This is a genomic window from Klebsiella indica (assembly GCF_005860775.1).
Lineage (GTDB): Bacteria > Pseudomonadota > Gammaproteobacteria > Enterobacterales > Enterobacteriaceae > Klebsiella > Klebsiella indica.
Window position 1 is genome coordinate 1 of record NZ_VCHQ01000012.1, and the last position, 21989, is coordinate 21989.

Here is a 21989-nt window from a genome sequence, read left to right on the forward strand (position 1 = left end):
GTTATGCCACGACGAACTGCGTCGGAAGAAAATCAGTGCACTTATCCCTCCCCGGAAAGGCGCGGGTTACTGGCCGGGTGAATATGCGGACCGAAACCGTGCAGTGGCAAATCAACGGCTGAGCGGGAGCAATGCCCGGTGGAAATGGACGACAGATTATAATCGTCGCTCAATAGCCGAAACGGCAATGTACAGGGTAAAGCAGTTGTTAGGCGGTTCGCTGGCGCTACGGGACTACGACGGTCAGGTTGCAGAGGCTTTGGCGCTGGTGCGTGCACTGAACAAAATGACGAAGGCGGGTATGCCAGAAAGCGTGCGCATTGCCTGAACAGTGAGCTGTTACAGGAAGACTCGCCTCAAATCTGATTTATTCAACAAAGCCCTGCAGGGAACAAATTTCATCAGCCAAAGGCATCCCTCCGGCGAAGCCCATTGGATATCTCTCATTGTTGGGAACAGCATAAATAGTTTTTTCTAAAACATATTTTTGAATTTACTCATTTAGAACCGTTCTCACCAGACGTTATTGTTGCAGGCAGTTTGAACACGGACAGCGCGGAAAAACCGGAGCGTACACTAAGTACGTGAGGATTTTGAGCGCGGCCCTGATTCAAAATGACAAATAAAATAGCTCTAATGGGACAGACTCTTAAACAATTCTAATAAACATTCAACCATCCGTTTTTTCGGCGATATATTTTTCTATTAGGAGTGGCGCTGAGAAAAAGTTGCCAATGAATTTATTATGATTGTTAATATTAATAGCTTTTCACTATACATTTAATTAAATAGTTTTATTTTATTTTTTGGATTAATGTCATATCACTTTGGGCATTAGCACAAAACTAAAAATAACGATTAAGCTAATTTCCCATAATCTTATTTTTAATGGCGCACTACACTGAGTAAATAAAATTAACGAGTGAGCGCATGTAACTTTTCTTTATGATGTAAACGGGGGGTGTCAGACGTTGTAGTTGTAATGAAGCAGATATGTTAAACATACCAGATTCGGCCGCTTGATTTATAGAGTATCCGCGTCAGTTCTGCGAAAAAAATTACAGTACCCTAATAAATATTCAATTAACCAACGACGAAATTAAAGATGAATAATGAAAAACGTACCAATGTCCGGTTTTATGTCATCTTGATGGTGCTTATTACCGGTATAATTTTATTTGCTGACAGAAACCTTTTGCCAACAATTGCCAAACCATTAATGCATGCTCTGGATATCTCCCCGGCGACACTGGGTTGGATTTTTAGTTGTTTCTCTATCGTCTACGTTGCCTGTCAGATTCCCGGTGGCTGGCTGCTTGACAGGTTTGGCTCACGTAAAATAGTTACCCTGTCCTTTGTCGGGATGGCTATCGTGAATATCCTACAAGGGTTTGTCACGTTCTATTCCGGAGTGTGGGTGCTGATTTCTTTCTGTATCCTGCGCGGAGTCATTGGGTTTCTGGAAACGCCGGGGGTGCCTGCTTTTATAAGGGTGATCACCACATGGTGCCCGCTGAAAGAGAAAGGCTTAGCAGGAAGTCTGGCCGGGGCGGCACAGTATATGGCGGTATTCGTGTTTGTGCCGTTTTTCGCGTGGTTCGCCAGCGCATATAACTTCCAGAAATTGTTCTTTGTTATTGGCATACTTGAGTTGCTGATTGCCTGGCTTTTTTACAAATCTACCCCCGCTCCGGCACATCATCCGAAAGTGAATCAGGCGGAGCTTGATTATATCCGTGAAGGCGGTGGCCTGCCGGATATGGATATTAAGAAGAAAGAAAAGAAAGCTCAGAAGGTTGTTGAGTGGACTGACATCAAAGCCTTCATCACCAACAGGCAGACTATTGGCATTTTCATCAGCCAGTATTGCTTTAACTGTCTGGCGTTATTCTTCCTCTCCTGGTTCCCTATGTATTTGATGACGGAACGGGGAATTGATATTAAAGCTACCGGTATTCTGGTTGCGATCCCGGCTTTCGGAGCATTTGTTGGCGGTCTTTCCAGCGGCGCGCTCTCCGATTTCCTAATGAGGAAAACATCTTCCCTCACCATTTCCAGAAAAACGCCTATCTATATCGGTATGCTCTGTTCATTCTCTATGTTTTTCTGTAACTACGTTGATTCTATCTATTTAGTGGTAGCACTGATGACGCTCGCGTATTTTGGCAAAGGTTGTTCAACGCTGGGTTGGGTAATTCTTACCGATGTTGCGCCGAAGAAAATCATCAGCACCGCTGGCGGTATTTTCAATGCGTTCAGCAATATCTCAACGATCGTAACGCCAATTGTGATTGGCTACATAGTAAATTACACAGGAAGTTTTACCTGGGCGCTTATATTTGTATCAGCACATGCCCTCCTCGCTTTACTTAGCTACCTGGTTATTGTCTGGCCAATTAAACGTATTGAGGTAGATCCGAACGAGGAAATCTCGGTATCGGCCTCTGAACCAGTGAAAGAATAAGCCGCGGCATCGGTGTTTATCTATCAACCGGTGCTAAAATTTTTATACTGTCGATCGTGATAACGATATGCAGGGGAGAACAAACTATGACGGCCAAAAGTGACTATGCAGCATACCTGCAACGTAAAGAGAGAAAGAAAGCTGAATTGATGGGGAAATACTGGGTTAACCAGGAAAGCCGCTATATATCTCCCTTTCAGATTTATGGGAATTTGTATTATGTCGGTGACAGCTGGGTTTGCGCACATATTGTGGATACCGGAGACGGGCTCATTTTATTTGATGCAGGCAATACTGGTGCGACTGCAATGCTGATTCATGCGATCTGGGCCGCGGGATTTAATCCTGCCGATGTCCGCTGGCTGATACTATCGCATGGTCATGTAGAGCATATTGGTGCGGCTAATTTTTTCAAAAGGATGTTTGATACTAAAATCTATCCGGGAGCGCCAGATGCTGAAATGTTCAGAACTAAGCCCGAGTTCGTCTTTATTCAAGACGGTGCCAGTATCGAAGATGAATTATGCCTGATTGATGTTGAAATCAATGATGGAGATGTGCTCCAGTTCGGTCATATTACCGTAAAATTTGTGCTCGTTCCGGGGCATACTGAGGGATGTATCGCCTGCTTTTTTGATGTGACTGATGGCGATCATACCAGGCGAGTAGGCTATTACGGTGGGTTTGGTTTCAATACATTACAGAAAGAATTTCTTGAAGAGTATGGCGACCCACAGCTGACTCTGCGTCAGCAGTACCTTCATTCACTTGAAAAAGTGCGCAATGAACCCGTTGATATTTTTATGGCAAATCACACTGTTAATATTGATCTGTTAGCCAAACGTCAGCAAATGCTTGCTGATCCAGGCGTAAATCCTTTTATAGATAAAAAGGCATGGTCATTATATCTGGATAAAAACGTGATGATTTACTTAAAATGATGGAAGATTGATATTTACCGTACTAAGAGCGTTATTCGTAACCAGAGGTATTTACTGATGAAATATTTTATTGAACCCGGCAGAACCCGCAAAAGCATCAACTTTATTGATAATATTATTTATTCCCACTCCCATGATCTAAATGGTAATCCTCTGGAACTGAAGTTGTCGATTATGTCACAGAACGGTAATAGTGAAATGAAAGCGGCCTCAGGAAGCGAATATCAAGAAGAAAAAAATCAGCTCGTCAGGCTATCCTCTGGATTCCCGGAGGTGGATTTCGCGGCGTCGATAAAAATATGATGGTGGCGGAAGTTCAGTATCTGGTCGAGGCTGGTTACATCGTTGCATCAATGTATTATCGTGGCAGTCATCAGGCACATTATCCCGAGCAATTAAAAGATGTTAAAACCGTGCTGCGTTTCTTACGTGCCCATGCCGGGGAATATGATATTGATCCGCAATATATAGGTGTAATGGGGCGTTCTGCGGGGGGACATTTAAGTTTAATGGCGGCAATGAATACCGAAGGTTACGATACCGACGAATGGGCGGGATTTTCATCAAAAGTACAGGCAGCTTACGATCTCTTCGGGCCGGCAGATATTGTAACCCTGATGGAAAACGATGAAATTCAGATGCGTAATCCAGGCCACCGCTGGAAAAAAATTGAGGATACTCATGCTGGTGCATTACTGGGAGGCGACCCCGCGATAATGAAAGAACGTGCAAAGGAGGCCTGTGTAAAATATTTCATTAATCATGAGATGGCCCCGGTATTGATTATGCATGGTGATAACGATCCTCTGGTACCACTAACGATTAGTGAAGATATCTATAATGACATTTGTCGCGCTGGGTTAGAATATCGCGTAGATTTCTATGTCGTCAAAAATGGAGGACACGGTACGCCAGAGTTTTTTCAACCGGAAACACAACAAATTTCACTGGGATTTTTTAATCGACAGTTACGTGCAAAATAAAATAATCATTTAATAACAGAGATGCTGCTTCCATTATTAGCTTAGCTAGCATCCGTATGATTTTATATTTCCATATAAAAATAACGCGCAGACAATCATCTTTAATATTCTTCACTAGCTTATCTCTCCAGGCAAGCGGATAAATAGTTTATAAACAAAAAAATCATCAGTTAAAAACATCGATATGAAATAAAATTTCAATTATTAACAACACAATACAGATTATAACTTAGCACGATTTGAACTTTAAAAAAGTCATAAACTATTTAATCATGGAAGATTATGGTATCTACAATACTTACTCGAGTTTGCTTATGAAACAGATTTGTTCTACAGATTTTACACATTTTAAGCATGTGCGTTTTGTACTCACAGACCTCGATGACACGCTAACCTATAGAGGACGGCTGTCAGCTGAAACCTATACGGCGCTGGAAAGGTTGCAAAAAGCGGGGGTTAAAGTGATACCAGTCACAGCCGCGCCCGCAGGCTGGTGCGATCAGATGGCGCGGATGTGGCCAGTTGATGGCGTCATTGGTGAAAATGGCGGCATATTTTTCAGAAGAAAAAATGACGGCCACGGAATCGAACACTTTTTTTGGCATGATAAAGAGAAACATTCTGAGGTTGCTGAACGCCTGAAGCTGATTGGGGAACAGATAAAAAGGGAAATTGTTGCCGCCCGCTTTGCCGACGATCAACCGTTCAGAATGACCTCAATTGCCTTTTCTAAACCGCAAGAAGATCGGCTTTGTTCATTAATACTTGACGCATTAGTACAAGCAGGTGCGGCAACCACTGTAAATAATCTCTGGATTCTTGGCTGGCTTGGGAAATATGACAAGTTATCTATGGCCCGGCGAATACTCAGGGATTTTTACGCGCTTGACATAGATTTCGATCGCTCCGCCATACTGTATAGCGGCGACTCGACGAATGACGCGCCGATGTTTTCATTCTTTGAACATACGGTTGGAGTGAGCACAGTAACAGACTACCTGGATCAAATCCCGCAACCTCCGCAGTGGATTACCTGTGGGCCAGGTGGCGCTGGTTTTGTAGAAATTGCAGATGCGATAATCGCTTCCAGATAATAAGGGGATATTAACTGGTTAAGTAAACTTTAAGTTAACCCCATCCAGCTATATCGGTAATCCTCACGAGCCAGCAGGTCAACCAACGGTTTACCCTTAAAGCGCTGCTTGCGGTTCTTCGGTAACTGCTGGAGAACATAACGAACCCTGAGCACATCAATCAGCGCGGGTTACCCTTTTGGCGTCAGCATTGAGACCCAGATAGTCGAATATTTCGATTAACTCAGCGTGAGATGATTGGTTTTCCCCTAAGGTGGTTGGCTTCTAGTATGGAGCGTTTTCCGCTTCGTACTGCTCAAAGAGGCTAGCGCAGCTAATGCTGCCTGGTCACTACAGGGTTACAGTGAATAAAACTATCAGGAGGCTTAAAGCTGCATCCCTTAGGATTCAGTAAACAGGAATACTTTAAGAAGATGTCTGGAGCGGGCGAAGGGAATCGAACCCTCGTATAGAGCTTGGGAAGCTCTCGTTCTACCATTGAACTACGCCCGCGAGGAAGTGCGTGGGCCATTATAGACCTTACACATCGGCTGACAAGCCTGAACTGCGCTAACTGCCGATAAAATAACCTGTTAGCACTTAGGTTTACTGCCCTGCGGTGGTAAATAACGCAGTGGGTCGATCGCCGTCGCTCGGTAGCGAATCTGGAAATGCAGACGCACGGAGTCCGCATCCGTGCTGCCCATTGTGGCGATCTGCTGGCCAATCTTCACGTTCTGCCCGTTATTCACCATCATCTTATCGTTATGCGCATAGGCGCTGATATAGTCCTCGCCATGTTTAATCATAATCAGATTACCGTAGCCGCGCAGTTGATTACCCACGTATACCACTTTGCCCGCGCCTGCGGCGTAGATCGGCTGGCCGCGCCGGCCAGCAATATCAATACCTTTATTACCGCCATCGCGGGTGGAATACGGCAACACAACTTTACCGCTGGTTGGCCAGCGCCAGCAGCGTTGTCCCACCGGCGGCCAGGATGATTGCGGAACCTGTGAGGAAGGCGTCACGGTAACGGTGCGGCTGGTTGACGGCTTCTTAGTGGATGAATGTCCTTTCGTCGTGGCCCCTGAACGACTGTTCAGCTTCAGCTTCTGTCCGACTTCAATGATATAGGGAGGCGAAATATTGTTAAGTCGGGCGAGATCCCTGACGCTGGTGCCCGTAGCACGTGAAATCGCATACAGCGTATCGCCACGCTTCACGGTATATATGGAGCCGGAACCAGATGAACTGGAACACCCCGCAACGATCAGGCTGCTCATCAATATTATCGTGATATAAAAGCGTTTACCCATCAGGCATCCTGCACTCAACACAAACCGCCACCTCAACAATCAGAACAATCATCATACCAGTCAGCCGGAGGATACCCAATCGCGACACCGCCACCGGAAGTATTAAAGTGATGATATCCATCCGCGCGAGGACATTTGCCGATACCGGCCAGAGTTTATCGCCTTATGCACTGTGTATCATAATGATTTAATTAGGCTCATAATGATATACCGCATTCGGCCCGCTTTTCTCCCCTGCCCCGTCATATGCGCCACATTTTTTAACGTCATCACACTTCCATGTTACCTCGCCCGAGATTTCCGCTTCTGGCGTAATTCTTGCCTGTTTCAGGTATTGGCATACATGCCAAATCTTCATTTCAGAGGGGACGATTATGGAATCGCGAGAAGCGACCGCAACCGGTGAATCATGCATGCGTGTGGATGCCATTGCCAAAGTGACCGGGCGTGCCAGATACACCGACGATTACGTTATGGCAGGGATGTGTTATGCCAAATATGTCCGCAGCCCTATTGCTCACGGTTATGCCAATAACATTGATTGCAGCGAGGCCAAAAAGCTGCCAGGCGTACTGGCGGTGTTTACCTGGGAAGACGTGCCAGATATTGCGTTTGCCACTGCCGGGCATGCCTGGACGCTGGACGAAGGTAAACGCGATATTGCCGACCGCTACCTGTTAACCCGTCACGTCCGTCATCATGGCGACGCGGTGGCGATTGTCGTGGCACGAGATGAGCTTACCGCCGAGAAAGCGGCCCTGTTGGTCAACGTCGACTGGCAGCCACTGCCCGTAATAACGACGCCGGAGGCCGCGCTGGCGCCGGGTGCGGTCAAAATCCATCCGGAGGGCAATCTGCTCAAACAGAGCGAAATGAATGCAGGCAACGTTACCCAGGCGATAGAAACCGCAGACCTGCAGATTCAGGGGCATTATCAAACCCCGGTTATCCAGCATTGCCATATGGAAAGCGTCACCTCCTTTGCCTGGATGGAAGAGGATTCCCGCATCTCCATCATCACCAGCACGCAGATCCCGCATATCGTGCGCCGGGTTGTCGGTCAGGCGCTCAGTATTCCGTGGTCGCATGTGCGGATCATCAAACCGTATGTCGGCGGCGGTTTCGGCAATAAGCAGGACGTGCTGGAAGAGCCGATGGCGGCATTTCTGACCAGCAAACTTGGCGGTATTCCGGTGAAAGTATCGCTGAGTCGCGAAGAGTGCTTTCTTGCTTCCCGTACCCGCCACGCTTTTACTATCAATGGCCGAATGGGTATCAATCGCGACGGCACTTTACAAGGCTATAGTCTCGATGTTCTGTCAAATACTGGCGCTTACAGCTCGCATGGTCACTCCATCGCCTCAGCCGGCGGCAATAAAGTGGCATATCTCTATCCGCGTAGCGCTTACAGATACCGTTCAACAACCTGCTACACCAACCTTCCCACAGCAGGCGCCATGCGCGGTTACGGCGCTCCGCAGGTGGTCTTCGCGCTAGAAGCAATGATCGATGATGCCGCTACCGCGCTGGAGCTCGATCCGGTGGACGTCCGCTTATGTAACGCCGCCCGCGAAGGTGACGCTAACCCGCTCACCGGGAAAATTATCTACAGCGCCGGGTTGCCAGAATGTCTGCAAAAAGGCCGCAAACTGTTTGACTGGGATAAACGCCGCGAGGCGTGTCGCCATCAGCAAGGCAATATCCGCCGGGGCGTCGGCGTCGCCTGCTTCAGCTATACCTCCAACACCTGGCCGGTAGGGGTCGAAATCGCCGGCGTTCGCCTGCTGATGAATCAGGACGGTACAATTAATGTGCAAAGCGGCGCCACCGAAATTGGTCAGGGCGCCGATACCGTATTTGCACAGATGGTAGCAGAGACGGTTGGTGTCGCAGTAAGCAACGTACACGTAATTTCAACCCAGGATACCGATGTCACACCATTCGATCCTGGCGCATTCGCTTCGCGGCAAAGCTATACTACCGCGCCCGCGCTGCGCAAAGCGGCACTGCTGTTAAAAGAGAAAATCCTTGCCCAGGCCTCGACTATGCTGCATCAGTCGGCCATAAACCTGACGCTGATCGACGGCAATATCGTCCTTATCGATCGCCCTGCAATCCCGTTGCTGTCGCTGAAAGAGCTGGCCATGGATGCGTTTTATCATCCTGAACGCGGCGGGCAGCTCTCAGCGGAAAGTTCCGTAAAAACCACCACCAATCCTCCGGCCTTCGGCTGCACTTTTGTCGATCTGAACGTTGATATCGCACTTTGCAAAGTCACCATCAACCGCATCCTCAACGTTCATGATTCCGGTCATATTCTGAACCCTCTGCTGGCGGAAGGTCAGGTGCATGGCGGAATGGGGATGGGTATTGGCTGGGCGCTGTTTGAAGAGATGATTATCGACGCTGACAGCGGCGTCATACGCAACCCCAATCTGCTGGATTACAAAATACCCACCATGCTCGATCTCCCGGAACTGGAGGGGGCTTTCGTCGAAACGCTGGAGCCGCAATCCGCCTATGGCCATAAATCACTTGGAGAGCCGCCAATCATTCCCGTTGCGGCCGCCATTCGCAATGCGGTCAAAATGGCGACGGGCGTGGCGATCGATACGCTGCCGCTGACGCCAAAACGGCTGTTCACCGCATTTCACGACGCGGGTTTGATTAAAGGATAAGACTATGTTTGATATCGCGACCTACCACCGCGCCACGGATATCGACGGGGCCATCACGCTGCTGACGAACAATCCGCAGGCCAAACTACTCGCGGGTGGTACAGATGTATTAATTCAGCTTCATCATCATAACGCCCGTTATCGCCATATTGTGGATATCAATGGATTAGCGGAACTACGCGGCATTACCCTCGCGGATCATGGAGGAATACGCATTGGTTCCGCCACCACCTTCTGCGAACTGATCAACACTCCCTTGATCCAGCACCATCTTCCAGCACTCAGCGCCGCTGCCGCGTCGATTGCCGGGCCGCAAATTCGCAACGTCGCCACCTATGGGGGCAATATTTGCAACGGCGCAACCAGCGCCGATTCGGCGACGCCTACGCTGATTTACGAAGCGACCCTCGAAATCCATTCTCCCGACGGGGTGCGTTTTATGCCCATCAACGGCTTTCACACTGGCCCAGGAAAGGTTTCTCTTGCACACAACGAACTGGTGGTGGCGTTTCATTTTCCTGCCCAGCCTGCCACCGATACCGGTAGCGCCCACTATAAATACGCGATGCGCGACGCCATGGATATTTCCACTATTGGCTGCGCCGCGCGCTGTACTCTGGAGGATGGCCATATTCGCGAGCTTCGGCTGGCTTTCGGGGTCGCCGCTCCGACGCCGATCCGCTGCCCCCACGCGGAACAGAGTGTGCAAAATGCCCCGTTAACCCAACAAACGCTGGAGACGGTTAGCGAAGCGGTTTTACATGATGTCGCACCGCGATCCTCGTGGCGTGCCAGCAAAGCATTTCGTCTACATCTTATCCAGACGATGACTCAAAAAGTGGTCAGCGAAGCCGCTATCAAGGCAGGAGGAGAATGGCAATGAATCACACCGACAGAATCACCCTCGCATGCCAGATCAACGGCATGGATTTTCAACTAAGCGTCCCTCCGGGCATGCCGCTCTCCGAACTGCTACGCGAACAAGGGCTGTTGAGCGTAAAGCACGGCTGCTGCGTCGGAGAGTGTGGTGCCTGTACCGTCCTGGTTGATGGTACCGCCATAGACAGCTGCCTGTATCTCGCCGTCTGGGCCGCGGGTAAAGAGATTCGCACGCTGGAGGGGGAATCACAGAACGGTCAACTATCGCACGTGCAGAGGGCTTATGCCGAATCAGGCGCCGTACAGTGCGGATTCTGCACGCCGGGGCTCATTATGGCCACCACGGCCATGCTTGCAAAACCCCGTAACCAGCCAATGACCATACTGGAGATACGTCGGGGGCTGGCGGGAAATCTGTGCCGTTGTACTGGCTATCAGATGATCCTCAACGCAGTACGTGCCTGCGAGACGCCGGAATAAACCGCATCTGACCGGCCTGAATTCAGGCCAGTCAGATATTCATTAATTCGTATTTTTTAATCTTGCGATAGAGCGTGGCGATGCCAATACCCAGTTCGTCCGCCGCCTGCTTTTTATTGTGATGCCGTGACAGCGCCTCGCGGATCATCTGTTTCTCCATCTCTTCAAGCGCGGTACCGCCAGCGTCCTCGGCCTGAGGAGGCAATATGTTAACGGGTTCGTCATCGCACCCTGGCATTTTATCATTGTGAAGCAAATTCGGCGGCAGCAGCGCGCTATCAATCACCTCACCAGAGGGCACGACGTTAACCAGATACTCCATCAAATTACTCAACTCCCGCAGATTGCCCGGCCAGCGATGACGCTTTAGCAAAGTCACCACATCCGGAGCGATGCCGGGATACACCAACCCAAGCCGACGGGTATGCAGATGCAGAAAGTAATGCACCAGCAGTTCAATATCATCCTGACGTTCACGCAGGGGCGGCAAGGTTAATGGAATCACGTTAAGCCTGTAGAAAAGATCTTCGCGAAATTTACCTTCTGCAATGAACTGCCCCAGATTTTGATTGGTAGCGGAAATAATTCGGATATCCACCTGCACCGGACTGCTGGCACCAAGGGGTAAAATTTCCCTCGCTTCAATCGCGCGCAACAATTTCGCCTGCAGCATCAGCGGCATATCGCCAATCTCATCGAGAAACAGCGTCCCGCTATTAGCGGCCTGAATCAGGCCGGTTTTACCGTTAGCAGACGCGCCGGTAAAAGCCCCTTTCACATAACCAAACAGTTCACTTTCCAGCAGTTGTTCTGGGATCGCAGCGCAGTTAATGGCGATAAAGGATTTGTTTTTACGCTCGCTCAGCTTGTGGATCGCCCGGGCGACAACCTCTTTCCCGGTACCGCTTTCGCCAACGATCATCACGCTGGAAGGACTGGGAGCAATGCGGCTAATCAGTCGCTTAAGCTGACGCATCACCCGGCATTCACCGACCAGTTGCTCAATATGCGGTTCGTCGGTTGCCAGCGATACGGCGGTACTGGTATGCGACTGATGAAAGGCCATCAGGAATAATTGCCGCCCTTGAATATTATGTAACTGGCCGATAATCAGTTCATTTTTATCATCCCAGGAGACAATATGTTGCATATGCCCATGAGTGAAATTGCTTTCAAATGTTAGCGGCCTGAAGCGAACGGATTTTCCCGTCATGGTGTTATTCATAACCCCAAGAATTTTCAGGGCCGTTTGATTGGCGAACTGCACACGGCTGTCTTCATCGATGACCAGCACGCCTTGATCCATATTTTCGATCATGGTCGAGAATATTTTACTGATCCCCTCGCCGCCACCTTGATCCTGAAGAAGTTTCGAAACAAAAATGGTTGATATATGCCGAACGTAATCGGAAAACTCCCGCAGATTATCGTTAATATGTTCCTGCTGTTCATGCGTGACGGCAAGCAAACTGATTACGCCAACACAACGATTCTGTAAAATAACCGGTGTTCCCAGAAATGCTTTCTCACGACAATTATCTTTGCAGTCACATCCTTCGCAAAGAGGATCGTGACGAGAGTGCGTCACCACCTTTTCCTTTTGCGTTTCCAGAACATAACGTAATAACCTTGAATTGCTGCTCAATTGACGACCGAGGAATTTACCGTAGGTGCCTGTGCCCGCAACGCGGCACAGATTTTCATCGACGATCTCCACCTCCAGTTGCAATACACTGGCAAGCATTCTGGCAAAACGCTGAATAGTCGGTTGAATTTGCATCAAAACGGATTGCGTCGTTGCAAGCACCATAGACTCACCTTCCGGCATCACTTAAGTAGTTGAACATTTATAATATTGATGTTTATCAGGGGTTAATAATACTAACCCAGGAAAATATTGCTTTGATAAAAACAGGACTCTTTATCATTTTCCCATCCTCATTATGGAAGAGATGTCACATTTTCATATCAATATGAGAATCGACCCAACAATTTTATCAATATGGCTATCTACTCTGTTCTTCGATGCCTTATTTTCATTCTATTTCTCACCATAAAAAATGACGTTTAAAAAGCCAAACGTTTACGTCCGATAATCCGCAGAAAAAAGAGCGATAATGTGTGATCGCCGCCACAAATAACCGTTCTGAAATAATATCCCCGCAGCACTGGATTAATTCTGGCACAGTTATTGTTAGGTGATGGTATCGCTGTGATATCGCGCAGTCATAGCAATTAAGCCACCTTGCCGTTATTCCACTACCGGGACTTTACAATGAAAACTGTTAATGAGCTGATAAAGGATATCAATTCGCTGACTTCGCACCTTCACGAGAAGGATTTTTTATTAACGTGGGAACAGACAACGGATGAACTACAACAAGTCCTTGATGTTGCCGCCGCACTGAAGATGCTACGCGCCGAGAATATCGCGACCAAAGTCTTCAATAGTGGATTAGGGATTTCCGTTTTCCGCGATAATTCCACCCGAACCCGCTTCTCTTATGCCTCTGCTCTTAACCTGCTTGGCCTGGCCCAGCAAGATCTTGATGAAGGTAAATCGCAAATCGCCCACGGCGAAACGGTCCGCGAAACGGCCAATATGATCGCCTTCTGCGCCGACGCAATTGGTATCCGCGACGACATGTATCTTGGCGCGGGGAACGCCTATATGCGTGAAGTCGGCGCCGCGCTTGATGACGGTTATAAACAAGGTGTTTTGCCCCAGCGTCCAGCGTTAGTCAACCTGCAATGCGATATCGACCATCCGACCCAGGCAATGGCCGATCTGGCCTGGCTGCGCGAGCATTTTGGTTCGCTGCAGAATCTGAAAGGTAAGAAAATCGCCATGACCTGGGCTTATTCACCGAGCTACGGTAAACCGCTCTCTGTGCCCCAGGGCATTATCGGCCTGATGACCCGTTTCGGCATGGAGGTGACCCTGGCGCATCCGGAAGGCTATGACCTGATCCCCGATGTTATCGAAGTTGCCAAAAACAATGCCAATGCTTCCGGCGGCAGCTTCCGCCAGGTCACCAGCATGGAAGATGCATTCAAAGACGCAGACATCGTCTATCCGAAGTCATGGGCGCCCTATAAAGTTATGGAAGAACGGACCAAACTCCTGCGCGCCAACGATCACGCGGCCCTGAAAGCCCTGGAAAGGAAGTGTCTGGAGCAGAATGCGAAGCATAAGGACTGGCACTGCACCGAAGAGATGATGCAGCTCACGCGCAACGGAAATGCGCTGTATATGCACTGCCTGCCGGCGGATATCAGCGGCGTCTCCTGTGAGGAAGGGGAAGTCACCGAAGGGGTATTCGAAAAATACCGTATCGCCACTTACAAGGAGGCCAGCTGGAAGCCATACATCATCGCCGCAATGATCCTCTCTCGCAAATACGCGAAGCCCGGCATCCTGCTGGAACAACTGCTGAAAGAAGCGCAACAGCGCATCAAATAACCCCCCAGGCCGACCTTCCGGTCGGCCCTCCGTTTCCGGAGGCAACAAGGAGAAGGATAGAATATGTCCGTTTTCTCATTGAAAATTGATATCGCCGACAATCGCTTTTACAGCGGTAAAACGTCCGCGCTGTTCTCGCAACGGCAGGCGAAACAGGCTCGCCTGTTCCACCAAAAAATTACCGGTTATCGTCCGACGCCGCTCTGCGCACTGGACAGTCTCGCCAGCCTGTTTGGCGTAAAGAAAATTCTCGTTAAAGATGAATCGAAACGCTTTGGACTGAACGCCTTCAAGATGCTCGGCGGCGTTTATGCCACCGCCCGTCTGCTGTGTGAAAAATACCAGCTTGACATCAATACCCTTTCGTTCTCGCAGCTTAAAAACGCCATTGACGAGAAGATGACCTTCGCGACGACCACCGATGGCAACCACGGCCGGGGCATTGCGTGGGCTGCGCAACAACTAGGGCAAAACGCGGTGATTTATATGCCGAAAGGCTCTGCCCAGGAGCGGGTCGACGCCATTCTCAATCTTGGCGCGGAGTGCATCGTCACTGATATGAACTATGACGATACGGTCCGTCTGACCATTCAGCATGCGCAACAGAACGGTTGGGAAGTGGTACAGGATACCGCCTGGGAAGGCTACACCAAAATCCCCACCTGGATCATGCAGGGCTACGCCACGCTAGCCGATGAAGCCGTGGAGCAAATGCGTGAACTGGGCGTCGTTCCGACCCACGTACTGTTGCAGGCTGGCGTCGGCGCAATGGCAGGCGGCGTGCTGGGCTATCTGGTCGATGTCTATGGCCCGCAGAACCTGCGCAGCATTATCGTCGAACCGGACAAAGCCGACTGCATTTACCGCTCGGGCATTAAAGGCGACATCGTCAATGTCGACGGCGATATGGCGACCATCATGGCCGGTCTGGCCTGTGGCGAACCTAATCCGCTCGGCTGGGAAATTCTGCGCAACTGCGCCACACAGTTTATCTCCTGCCAGGACAGCGTCGCCGCGCTGGGTATGCGCGTACTGGGAAATCCCTATGGCGACGACCCGAGAGTCATCTCCGGTGAGTCAGGAGCCGTGGGGCTGGGCGTACTGGCCGCCATTCACTATCACCCGCAGCGTCAGGCCTTAATGGAAAAACTGGCGCTGAATAACGACGCCGTGGTGCTGCTTATCAGTACCGAAGGCGATACCGATATCAAGCACTACCGCGAAGTGGTCTGGGAAGGCAAACATCCCGTCGCACCGTAGTTCCCTTTATTGACAAAGGCTCCCAGAAGACGCGGGGGTTAAAACTGGAGATAAACAATGGCTAAGAACATTCCATTTAAACTGATTCTGGAAAAAGCAAACCACTACAAAGACGATATGACGCGCTTCCTGCGCGATATGATCGCCATTCCCAGCGAAAGCTGCGATGAAAAGCGCGTGGTTCATCGGATCAAACAAGAAATGGAAAAAGTCGGTTTCGATAAAGTCGAGATCGATCCGATGGGTAATATTTTGGGTTATATCGGTCACGGGCCGCGTCTGGTTGCAATGGACGCACATATTGATACCGTTGGGATCGGTAATATTAAAAACTGGAATTTTGATCCCTATGAAGGAATGGAAACCGATGAGCTGATCGGCGGACGCGGCACCTCCGATCAGGAAGGCGGCATGGCATCAATGGTTTACGCCGGAAAGATCATTAAGGATCTCGGTCTGGAAGATGACTACACGCTGCTGGTCACCGGTACGGTACAGGAAGAAGACTGCGACGGCCTGTGCTGGCAGTACATTATTGAGCAATCCGGTATTCGGCCGGAATTTGTCGTCAGTACCGAACCGACCGACTGCCGGGTGTATCGTGGGCACCGCGGGCGTATGGAAATCCGTATTGATGTCCAGGGCGTCAGTTGCCACGGTTCCGCACCGGAGCGCGGCGATAACGCGATCTTTAAAATGGGGCCGATCCTTAACGAATTGCAGGAGTTATCACAACGTCTGGCCTACGATCCGTTTCTCGGCAAAGGCACTCTGACCGTTTCCGAAATCTTCTTCACCTCGCCCAGCCGTTGCGCCGTAGCGGACAGTTGCGCCGTCTCTATTGACCGTCGTCTGACCTGGGGAGAAACCTGGGAAGGCGCGCTGGAAGAGATCCGCGCCCTGCCGGCAGTGAAGAAAGCCAATGCAGCCGTTTCTCTGTACCACTACGATCGCCCCTCCTGGACCGGCCTGGTCTACCCGACCGAATGCTACTTCCCGACCTGGAAAGTGGAAGAGGATCACTTCACCGTGAAAGCGCTGGTCAGCGCTTACGAAGGGCTGTTTGGCAAAACGCCGGTGGTCGATAAGTGGACCTTCTCCACAAACGGCGTCTCGATCATGGGCCGCCACGGCATCCCGGTAATCGGCTTCGGCCCGGGCAAAGAGCCGGAGGCCCACGCGCCAAATGAGAAAACCTGGAAATCGCATCTGGTTACCTGTGCCGCCATGTACGCCGCCATTCCGCTGAGCTGGCTGGCAACGGAATAATCATTAACCGCACCTCCGCTTAGAGCTTGTCTCCGCAGGCATCATTAGCGTGGCCAGTAGGATACCGACAGTGCGCAGAAACCGGAACGTACACGCTGTACGTGAGGATTATTCGCATCACTCGCCCCTTCGGTGCCACGCCTAAAGTGCCTTCAAAACGCAACGCGTTTTGTACGGGCACAGCCCATGACCAGAATGGCAAATGAAAACATCCTGCCGGGATGGGCTCTTCGCCGGAGGCGATTCTGGAGTCCGCTATGCGCGTGCTGATTAAAAACGGCATTGTCGTTAATGCCGATGCTCAGACAAGACAAGATTTGCTGATAGAGAACGGCATTGTTCGCCAACTGGACGACGATATTATTCCGCAGCTTCCCTGCGAGATTATCGACGCGACAGACTGCTACGTCATGCCCGGCGGCGTGGATGTACACACTCATTTTAACATTGACGCCGGTATTGCCCGCAGTTGTGATGATTTTTTTACCGGTACCCGCGCAGCAGCATGCGGCGGTACAACAACCATCATCGATCATATGGGATTTGGCCCGACGGGATGCCAGTTGCGCCATCAGCTAGGGGTTTATCACGGTTACGCCGCGCATAAAGCCGTCATCGACTATAGCTTTCACGGGGTCATTCAGCATATCAACCACGCCATTCTTGATGAAATTCCGATGATGGTTGAAGAGGGGATCAGCAGCTTTAAGCTGTATCTGACATATCAATACAAGCTTAACGATGATGATGTGTTGCAGGCACTGCGCCGTCTGCATCTCTCTGGCGCGCTGACAACGGTCCATCCAGAAAATGATGCCGCCATCGCCTGCAAACGCGCCGAGTTTCTTGCCGCAGGACTCACTGCGCCGCGCTATCACGCCCTGAGTCGCCCCCTGGAGTGCGAAGCCGAAGCCATTGCCAGGATGATCAATCTTGCGCAGCTCGCCGGCAATGCACCTCTGTATATCGTCCATCTCTCCAACGGCTTAGGGCTGGATTATTTACGTCTGGCGAAATCCAGACACCAGCCGGTATGGGTAGAAACCTGTCCTCAATATCTACTGCTGGACGAGCGTCGCTATAACACACCGGAAGGACTGAACTTCATTCTCAGCCCTCCGCTGCGCAATGTCAGCGAGCAGGACAAACTCTGGTGCGGTATCAGCGACGGCACGATTGATGTGGTCGCCACCGATCACTGCAATTTTTCAATGGCGCAGCGCCAACAGCTCTCCGGCGGCGATTTCAACCGCTGCCCAAATGGGCTGCCCGGCGTAGAAAACCGGCTGCTGCTGCTCTTTTCCAGCGCCGTGATAACTGAGCGCATTACGCCACAACGCTTTGTCAATATGACCAGCGCCCTACCCGCGAAACTGTTCGGCCTGTGGCCGCAGAAAGGGCGGCTGGCGCCAGGCTCCGATGGCGATGTGGTGATTATCGATCCGCATCAGACAACGGAAATTCGCCATGCCGAACAGCATGATAACGGCGACTACTCTCCCTGGGAGGGATTCCGCTGTACCGGGGCTATCGTCAGAACCCTTTCACGCGGCGAAACCCTGTTTTGTCAGGGGGAGTTTAACGCCAGAGCGGGCCGGGGTCGCTTCCTGAGACGCAAGCCGTTTAGCCATCCTAATCACACTGAATAAGTGAGGAAAAATGAGTAAGAAAATTGTTCTCGCGCTGGGCGGGAATGCGCTGGGCGAGGATCTGGCCGGGCAAATGCAGGCCGTTAAAATGACCTCTCAGGCGATCGTGGATTTAATCGCCCAGGGCCATCAACTGGTGGTCACGCACGGTAACGGTCCGCAGGTGGGGATGATCAACCTGGCCTTTGAAGCGGCGGCGAAAACCGCAGCCCATACGCCAATGCTGCCGATGTCAGTGTGTGTGGCATTAAGCCAGGGTTATATTGGTTACGATCTGCAAAACGCGCTGCGCGAAGAACTGTTATCACGCGGCATACAAATGCCGGTGGTGACACTGGTCACGCAAGTGGAAGTTGACGCCAGCGATCCTGCCTTTCTTAATCCAACCAAACCCATTGGTTCTTTCTTCACCCGGCAAGAAGCCGAATTGCTGGAGAAACAGGGTTATACGCTGAAAGAAGATGCCGGTCGCGGCTACCGCCGCGTTGTCGCCTCTCCCAAACCAATAGACATTATCGAAAAAGAGACCGTCAAGGCGCTGGTCGAGGCCGGACAGTTAGTCATTACCGTCGGCGGCGGTGGTATTCCCGTGATCCGTGAAGGCAACCATCTGCGAGGCGCCAGCGCGGTTATCGACAAGGACTGGGCCAGCGCCCGGCTCGCCGAAATGATCGATGCAGATATGCTCATCATTTTGACGGCAGTGGAAAAAGTGGCGATTAACTTCGGTAAAGAAAATGAGCAATGGCTGGATCGTCTGTCATTAAACGATGCCGATCGCTTTATCAACGAAGGCCATTTCGCCAAAGGCTCCATGCTGCCGAAAGTTGAAGCCGCCGTGTCATTCGCCCGTTCCCGGCCTGGACGGGAAGCGCTGATTACCGTCTTGAGCAAAGCGAAAGAAGGCATTGAAGGAAAAACCGGCACCGTGATCTGCCAGTAGCCGGACAATACAGCGCCATCCGGCATACGCTCCACACGGTTGCCGGATGGTGACGCTAACGTCCCCTGTCATCCTCTGCGAACAGCGTGGTCGTTGGTGACAAACAACACGCAACCTTATGCAACTTCCAGCACTTCTCTGGTTGATTTTACCCCCTGATGCATCAGCATCATCAGCGCTTCCAGGACTCCGCCGCCGATCGCCCGCGCTTTATCAGACACGGTGGTAAAATCGGCTGTCTCGCCACGCGGGTCAATATCACCGATTTTAAACCCGCCGACCACCGCCAGCCCGTCGCTTAACAGGCCACGCACCATGCCCGACAGCGGGGCCTTAATTTCACTGTCGCCAATCCAGGCGATCACCTCCCCCTCCTTCACCAGGTCGCCTAATTTTACATTGGCACGCATGATGCCCGCTGCGGGCGCACGAATCACCCGTCGCGCGGTATGCCCCATAATATTCCCCGGCACGCCGGTATTTTCTTGTGCGCAACCGGAGTAAATCACCTTTCCCAGCCAGTGGCCGCGATTGGTTTCTATTACCGCATGACAATCCTCACCTGCGCTAAATCCTGGCCCTAAAGCAATCGTCACCGGGGCCATCGCAATATGGGTGCCCAAATTGTGTTTTGCCAGAATGGCATCCACCACGCAGACGGGCTTTAACGTATCAAGAGATGCACAGACAGGATCGACCAGTACCGGAATGATGCCGCGCTCCGCCAGCGCTATCGCGTCTGTCGCCGAATTCACCCGCCGGGCGGTGACGCTTTCCACCACCATTTCCCCCTCAAACACCGCCTGAGCAAATGCCACGCTACGGCGGATCACCGTCGGTTGCTCCACTTCCAGCATGAATACCTTGAATCCGGCATGGTAAAGACGCAACGCCACGCCGCTGGCGATATCTCCCGCGCCGCGGATCACCACGCGCTGATGCCCGGAAGGATGCGCAGGTTTCATCATTAATCCGCCAGGCGCATTATTCTTTATCTGTAAAATCTCAGCCAGCACGCTTACCGCGATCTCCTGCGGCGTTTCAGCGCCAATGTTGTAACCTACCGGCGCATGCAGGCGCGCAAGATGTTCTTCCGCGATGCCTTTTTCCCGCAACTGGCGCAAAAAAAGCTGAACCTTGCGGCGACTTGCCAGCAGCCCCAGCCAGGCCAGCGGACGCTCCACCAGCTTATCCAGCGCCTCGCGATCCTGATTATTGGTGGCGATAAGGACGAAGTTATCGGGCCGGATCTCCAGCGCATCCACCGCCTCAGCAAACGAATCGGCATGCAGTAACTGCACCGAGGGCGGGAATGCCGCCAGATTTAAGCTTTCACGATAAATATCCGCCACGGCGATATCAAAACCCAACAGCGCGGCGCTCTGTGCTATCGCCCGATTCACATGCCCGGCGCCGATCAGCACCAGACGGGGACGGAGCCCATGTACGCTGATGAAGACCGTCATCGCGCCACCGCAATCAGAACCGACAGCATCCGCACCATTACGCGCCATCCGCCCATGAAACAAACGCGGCTTTCTTTCCCGTAAAGCCTGTTGCGCCTCATCGATCACTTTGCGCTCCACCATTCCTCCGCCAATCGTGCCAAAGGTCGTTCCATCCTGATGAATCAACATCTCAGCTGAATGTCGCGGCGTTGAGCCACGGCTATCGACAATTTGCGCCAACGCAAATGGACTGTTTTGTTCTTCGAGTCTTGCCGCTTCTGTGAAAATATTCATAAAAACCTCAATGGATATCCCTATGGTGGTTCCGGTTTCCCGGCCTCGCTATCTCACAAGTCTGCGCGTAATCGGTGGCTGTTCCCGTACCGCCCCCAGCCAGATGGCATCCACATTCCCATTGCGCAATAGCTGGAACAGATCGTATTCCGTCGCGCTATTCTCAGATTGAGAAAATTGATTGAGAAACCAGATACGCCTGCTGTCCGGCGGGACGTTTTTAAACGCCCCCTGTGGGTGGCGAATTAGCCGAAGAAGGTGCCCGAAGGTCAGCGGCTCATCCGCCGTCAGGCCAGTGATCTCAGCAAACAACGGCCAGCGATGGACATTCTCCGCGCCCGTATTCTCCCCCAACATCTGCCCGCCCATAACGGCAATCACGCAGCAACTGCTTTCAGGTATGCAAGGTTCGTGCTCATCCGGCGCTTTAAGCGGCAATCCGTGAGCGCCATCCGCTTCTACCAGAATAACGTCACATTCCGCACGGGCCGCCAGCGCATCAATGGCCTGCGGCGAAAATCCTCTCGCTTTCCCTTCCTGCGCTTTCCATGCGCGAAAACAGGCCCAGATGGGCCGCATAAGATAGTGGGAAGGCAGAGCGGCAGGCTCCCTGCAGAAGATCGTTGGGCAAGCGGCATCGGGCAGAAACATATGCGTCGTTGTGGTCACGATGACCCGCCTGCCGTAGCCATGAAATAATCTCGCCAGCCAGAAAAGCGTACTCGTTTTCCCTCCAGCCCCGACAAGCGAAATAATCAAGGGACGTTTCTGCGCACCTAAATCAAAGAATAAACCGGCGTGACTCTTTATATTTTTATCAATAATCATCAGCCACCTAAAATAAGG

Annotated in this window: 18 protein-coding genes, 1 tRNA gene and 1 pseudogene; 14 read left to right on the plus strand and 6 right to left on the minus strand. The window is 51.2% G+C overall.

What is annotated here, in order from left to right; translation table 11 throughout:
- The 6 genes from FE839_RS10350 to FE839_RS10375 all read left to right on the plus strand — a co-directional run.
- A partial coding sequence (locus tag FE839_RS10350) for a transposase (protein WP_138360744.1) occupies nucleotides 1-328 on the plus strand: 328 nt, incomplete at its 5' end.
- 777 nt (nucleotides 329-1105) lie between these two features.
- On the plus strand, nucleotides 1106-2464 hold the full coding sequence (locus FE839_RS10355; protein ID WP_138360745.1) for an MFS transporter: 1359 nt from the start codon (nucleotides 1106-1108) through the stop codon (nucleotides 2462-2464).
- A gap of 86 nt (nucleotides 2465-2550) precedes the next feature.
- Complete coding sequence (locus FE839_RS10360) at nucleotides 2551-3405, plus strand: MBL fold metallo-hydrolase (protein ID WP_138360746.1); 855 nt, start codon at nucleotides 2551-2553, stop codon at nucleotides 3403-3405.
- Nucleotides 3406-3462: 57 nt separating this feature from the next.
- Nucleotides 3463-3708, plus strand: a complete 246-nt coding sequence (locus FE839_RS10365; protein ID WP_138360747.1) for a hypothetical protein — start codon at nucleotides 3463-3465, stop codon at nucleotides 3706-3708.
- Nucleotides 3669-4388 carry an alpha/beta hydrolase fold domain-containing protein gene (locus FE839_RS10370; RefSeq protein WP_338324973.1) on the plus strand — a complete coding sequence of 240 codons (720 nt, stop codon included), beginning with the start codon at nucleotides 3669-3671 and terminating at the stop codon, nucleotides 4386-4388. The genes FE839_RS10365 and FE839_RS10370 overlap by 40 nt, the downstream gene beginning before the upstream one ends.
- Nucleotides 4389-4702: 314 nt before the next feature.
- Nucleotides 4703-5482, plus strand: a complete 780-nt coding sequence (locus tag FE839_RS10375) for an HAD-IIB family hydrolase (protein WP_138360749.1) — start codon at nucleotides 4703-4705, stop codon at nucleotides 5480-5482.
- Nucleotides 5483-5541: 59 nt separating this feature from the next.
- Here the strand turns inward: FE839_RS10375 and FE839_RS24855 are convergent.
- The 3 genes and pseudogenes from FE839_RS24855 to actS all read right to left on the minus strand — a co-directional run.
- Nucleotides 5542-5803 (minus strand): annotated as a pseudogene (locus FE839_RS24855) (integrase); the annotation flags it as partial.
- 97 nt (nucleotides 5804-5900) lie between these two features.
- Nucleotides 5901-5974, minus strand: a tRNA-Gly gene (locus tag FE839_RS10385).
- Between the two features lie 80 nt (nucleotides 5975-6054).
- A complete protein-coding gene (actS, locus tag FE839_RS10390; protein ID WP_138360750.1) occupies nucleotides 6055-6780 on the minus strand; it encodes an amidase activator ActS in 726 nt (241 codons plus the stop codon).
- A 374-nt stretch (nucleotides 6781-7154) separates the two neighbouring features.
- On the opposite strand from actS, the gene xdhA reads away from it, so the two are divergent.
- Genes xdhA through xdhC form a run of 3 tightly spaced genes read left to right on the plus strand, consistent with a single transcriptional unit; the run spans nucleotide 7155 to nucleotide 10817 of the window.
- Nucleotides 7155-9458: a xanthine dehydrogenase molybdenum-binding subunit XdhA gene (gene xdhA / locus FE839_RS10395; protein WP_138360751.1), complete on the plus strand. Its 2304-nt coding sequence runs from the start codon at nucleotides 7155-7157 to the stop codon at nucleotides 9456-9458.
- Nucleotides 9459-9462: 4 nt separating this feature from the next.
- Nucleotides 9463-10341, plus strand: a complete 879-nt coding sequence (gene xdhB / locus FE839_RS10400; protein WP_138360752.1) for a xanthine dehydrogenase FAD-binding subunit XdhB — start codon at nucleotides 9463-9465, stop codon at nucleotides 10339-10341.
- On the plus strand, nucleotides 10338-10817 hold the full coding sequence (xdhC, locus tag FE839_RS10405; protein ID WP_138360840.1) for a xanthine dehydrogenase iron sulfur-binding subunit XdhC: 480 nt from the start codon (nucleotides 10338-10340) through the stop codon (nucleotides 10815-10817). Before xdhB ends, xdhC begins: the two co-directional genes overlap by 4 nt.
- Nucleotides 10818-10848: 31 nt before the next feature.
- Here xdhC and FE839_RS10410 read toward each other — a convergent pair whose 3' ends face one another.
- Entirely contained in the window at nucleotides 10849-12627 is a 1779-nt protein-coding gene (locus FE839_RS10410; protein ID WP_138360753.1) for a sigma-54 interaction domain-containing protein, read from the minus strand.
- A gap of 465 nt (nucleotides 12628-13092) precedes the next feature.
- Here FE839_RS10410 and ygeW point away from each other — a divergent pair, with 465 nt between their 5' ends.
- The 5 genes from ygeW to arcC all read left to right on the plus strand — a co-directional run bounded on the left by ygeW (nucleotide 13093) and on the right by arcC (nucleotide 19401).
- Nucleotides 13093-14280: a knotted carbamoyltransferase YgeW gene (gene ygeW, locus FE839_RS10415; protein WP_138360754.1), complete on the plus strand. Its 1188-nt coding sequence runs from the start codon at nucleotides 13093-13095 to the stop codon at nucleotides 14278-14280.
- 63 nt (nucleotides 14281-14343) lie between these two features.
- Nucleotides 14344-15540: a diaminopropionate ammonia-lyase gene (gene dpaL / locus FE839_RS10420; RefSeq protein WP_138360755.1), complete on the plus strand. Its 1197-nt coding sequence runs from the start codon at nucleotides 14344-14346 to the stop codon at nucleotides 15538-15540.
- Nucleotides 15541-15597: 57 nt separating this feature from the next.
- The gene (locus tag FE839_RS10425; protein ID WP_138360756.1) at nucleotides 15598-16809 is read left to right on the plus strand and encodes a YgeY family selenium metabolism-linked hydrolase; all 1212 of its coding nucleotides are present in this window, start codon (nucleotides 15598-15600) and stop codon (nucleotides 16807-16809) included.
- 257 nt (nucleotides 16810-17066) lie between these two features.
- Nucleotides 17067-18458 (plus strand): dihydropyrimidinase, encoded by a 1392-nt coding sequence (gene hydA, locus FE839_RS10430; protein WP_138360757.1) that lies wholly within the window; start codon nucleotides 17067-17069, stop codon nucleotides 18456-18458.
- Between the two features lie 10 nt (nucleotides 18459-18468).
- The gene (gene arcC, locus FE839_RS10435) at nucleotides 18469-19401 is read left to right on the plus strand and encodes a carbamate kinase (protein ID WP_138360758.1); all 933 of its coding nucleotides are present in this window, start codon (nucleotides 18469-18471) and stop codon (nucleotides 19399-19401) included.
- 116 nt (nucleotides 19402-19517) lie between these two features.
- On the opposite strand, the gene yqeB is transcribed toward arcC, so the two are convergent.
- Both yqeB and yqeC read right to left on the minus strand, forming a co-directional pair.
- Nucleotides 19518-21143, minus strand: a complete 1626-nt coding sequence (yqeB, locus tag FE839_RS10440; RefSeq protein ID WP_138360759.1) for a selenium-dependent molybdenum cofactor biosynthesis protein YqeB — start codon at nucleotides 21141-21143, stop codon at nucleotides 19518-19520.
- A 48-nt stretch (nucleotides 21144-21191) separates the two neighbouring features.
- Nucleotides 21192-21971 carry a selenium cofactor biosynthesis protein YqeC gene (yqeC, locus tag FE839_RS10445; RefSeq protein WP_138360760.1) on the minus strand — a complete coding sequence of 260 codons (780 nt, stop codon included), beginning with the start codon at nucleotides 21969-21971 and terminating at the stop codon, nucleotides 21192-21194.
- Between the last annotated feature and the right edge of the window lie 18 nt (nucleotides 21972-21989).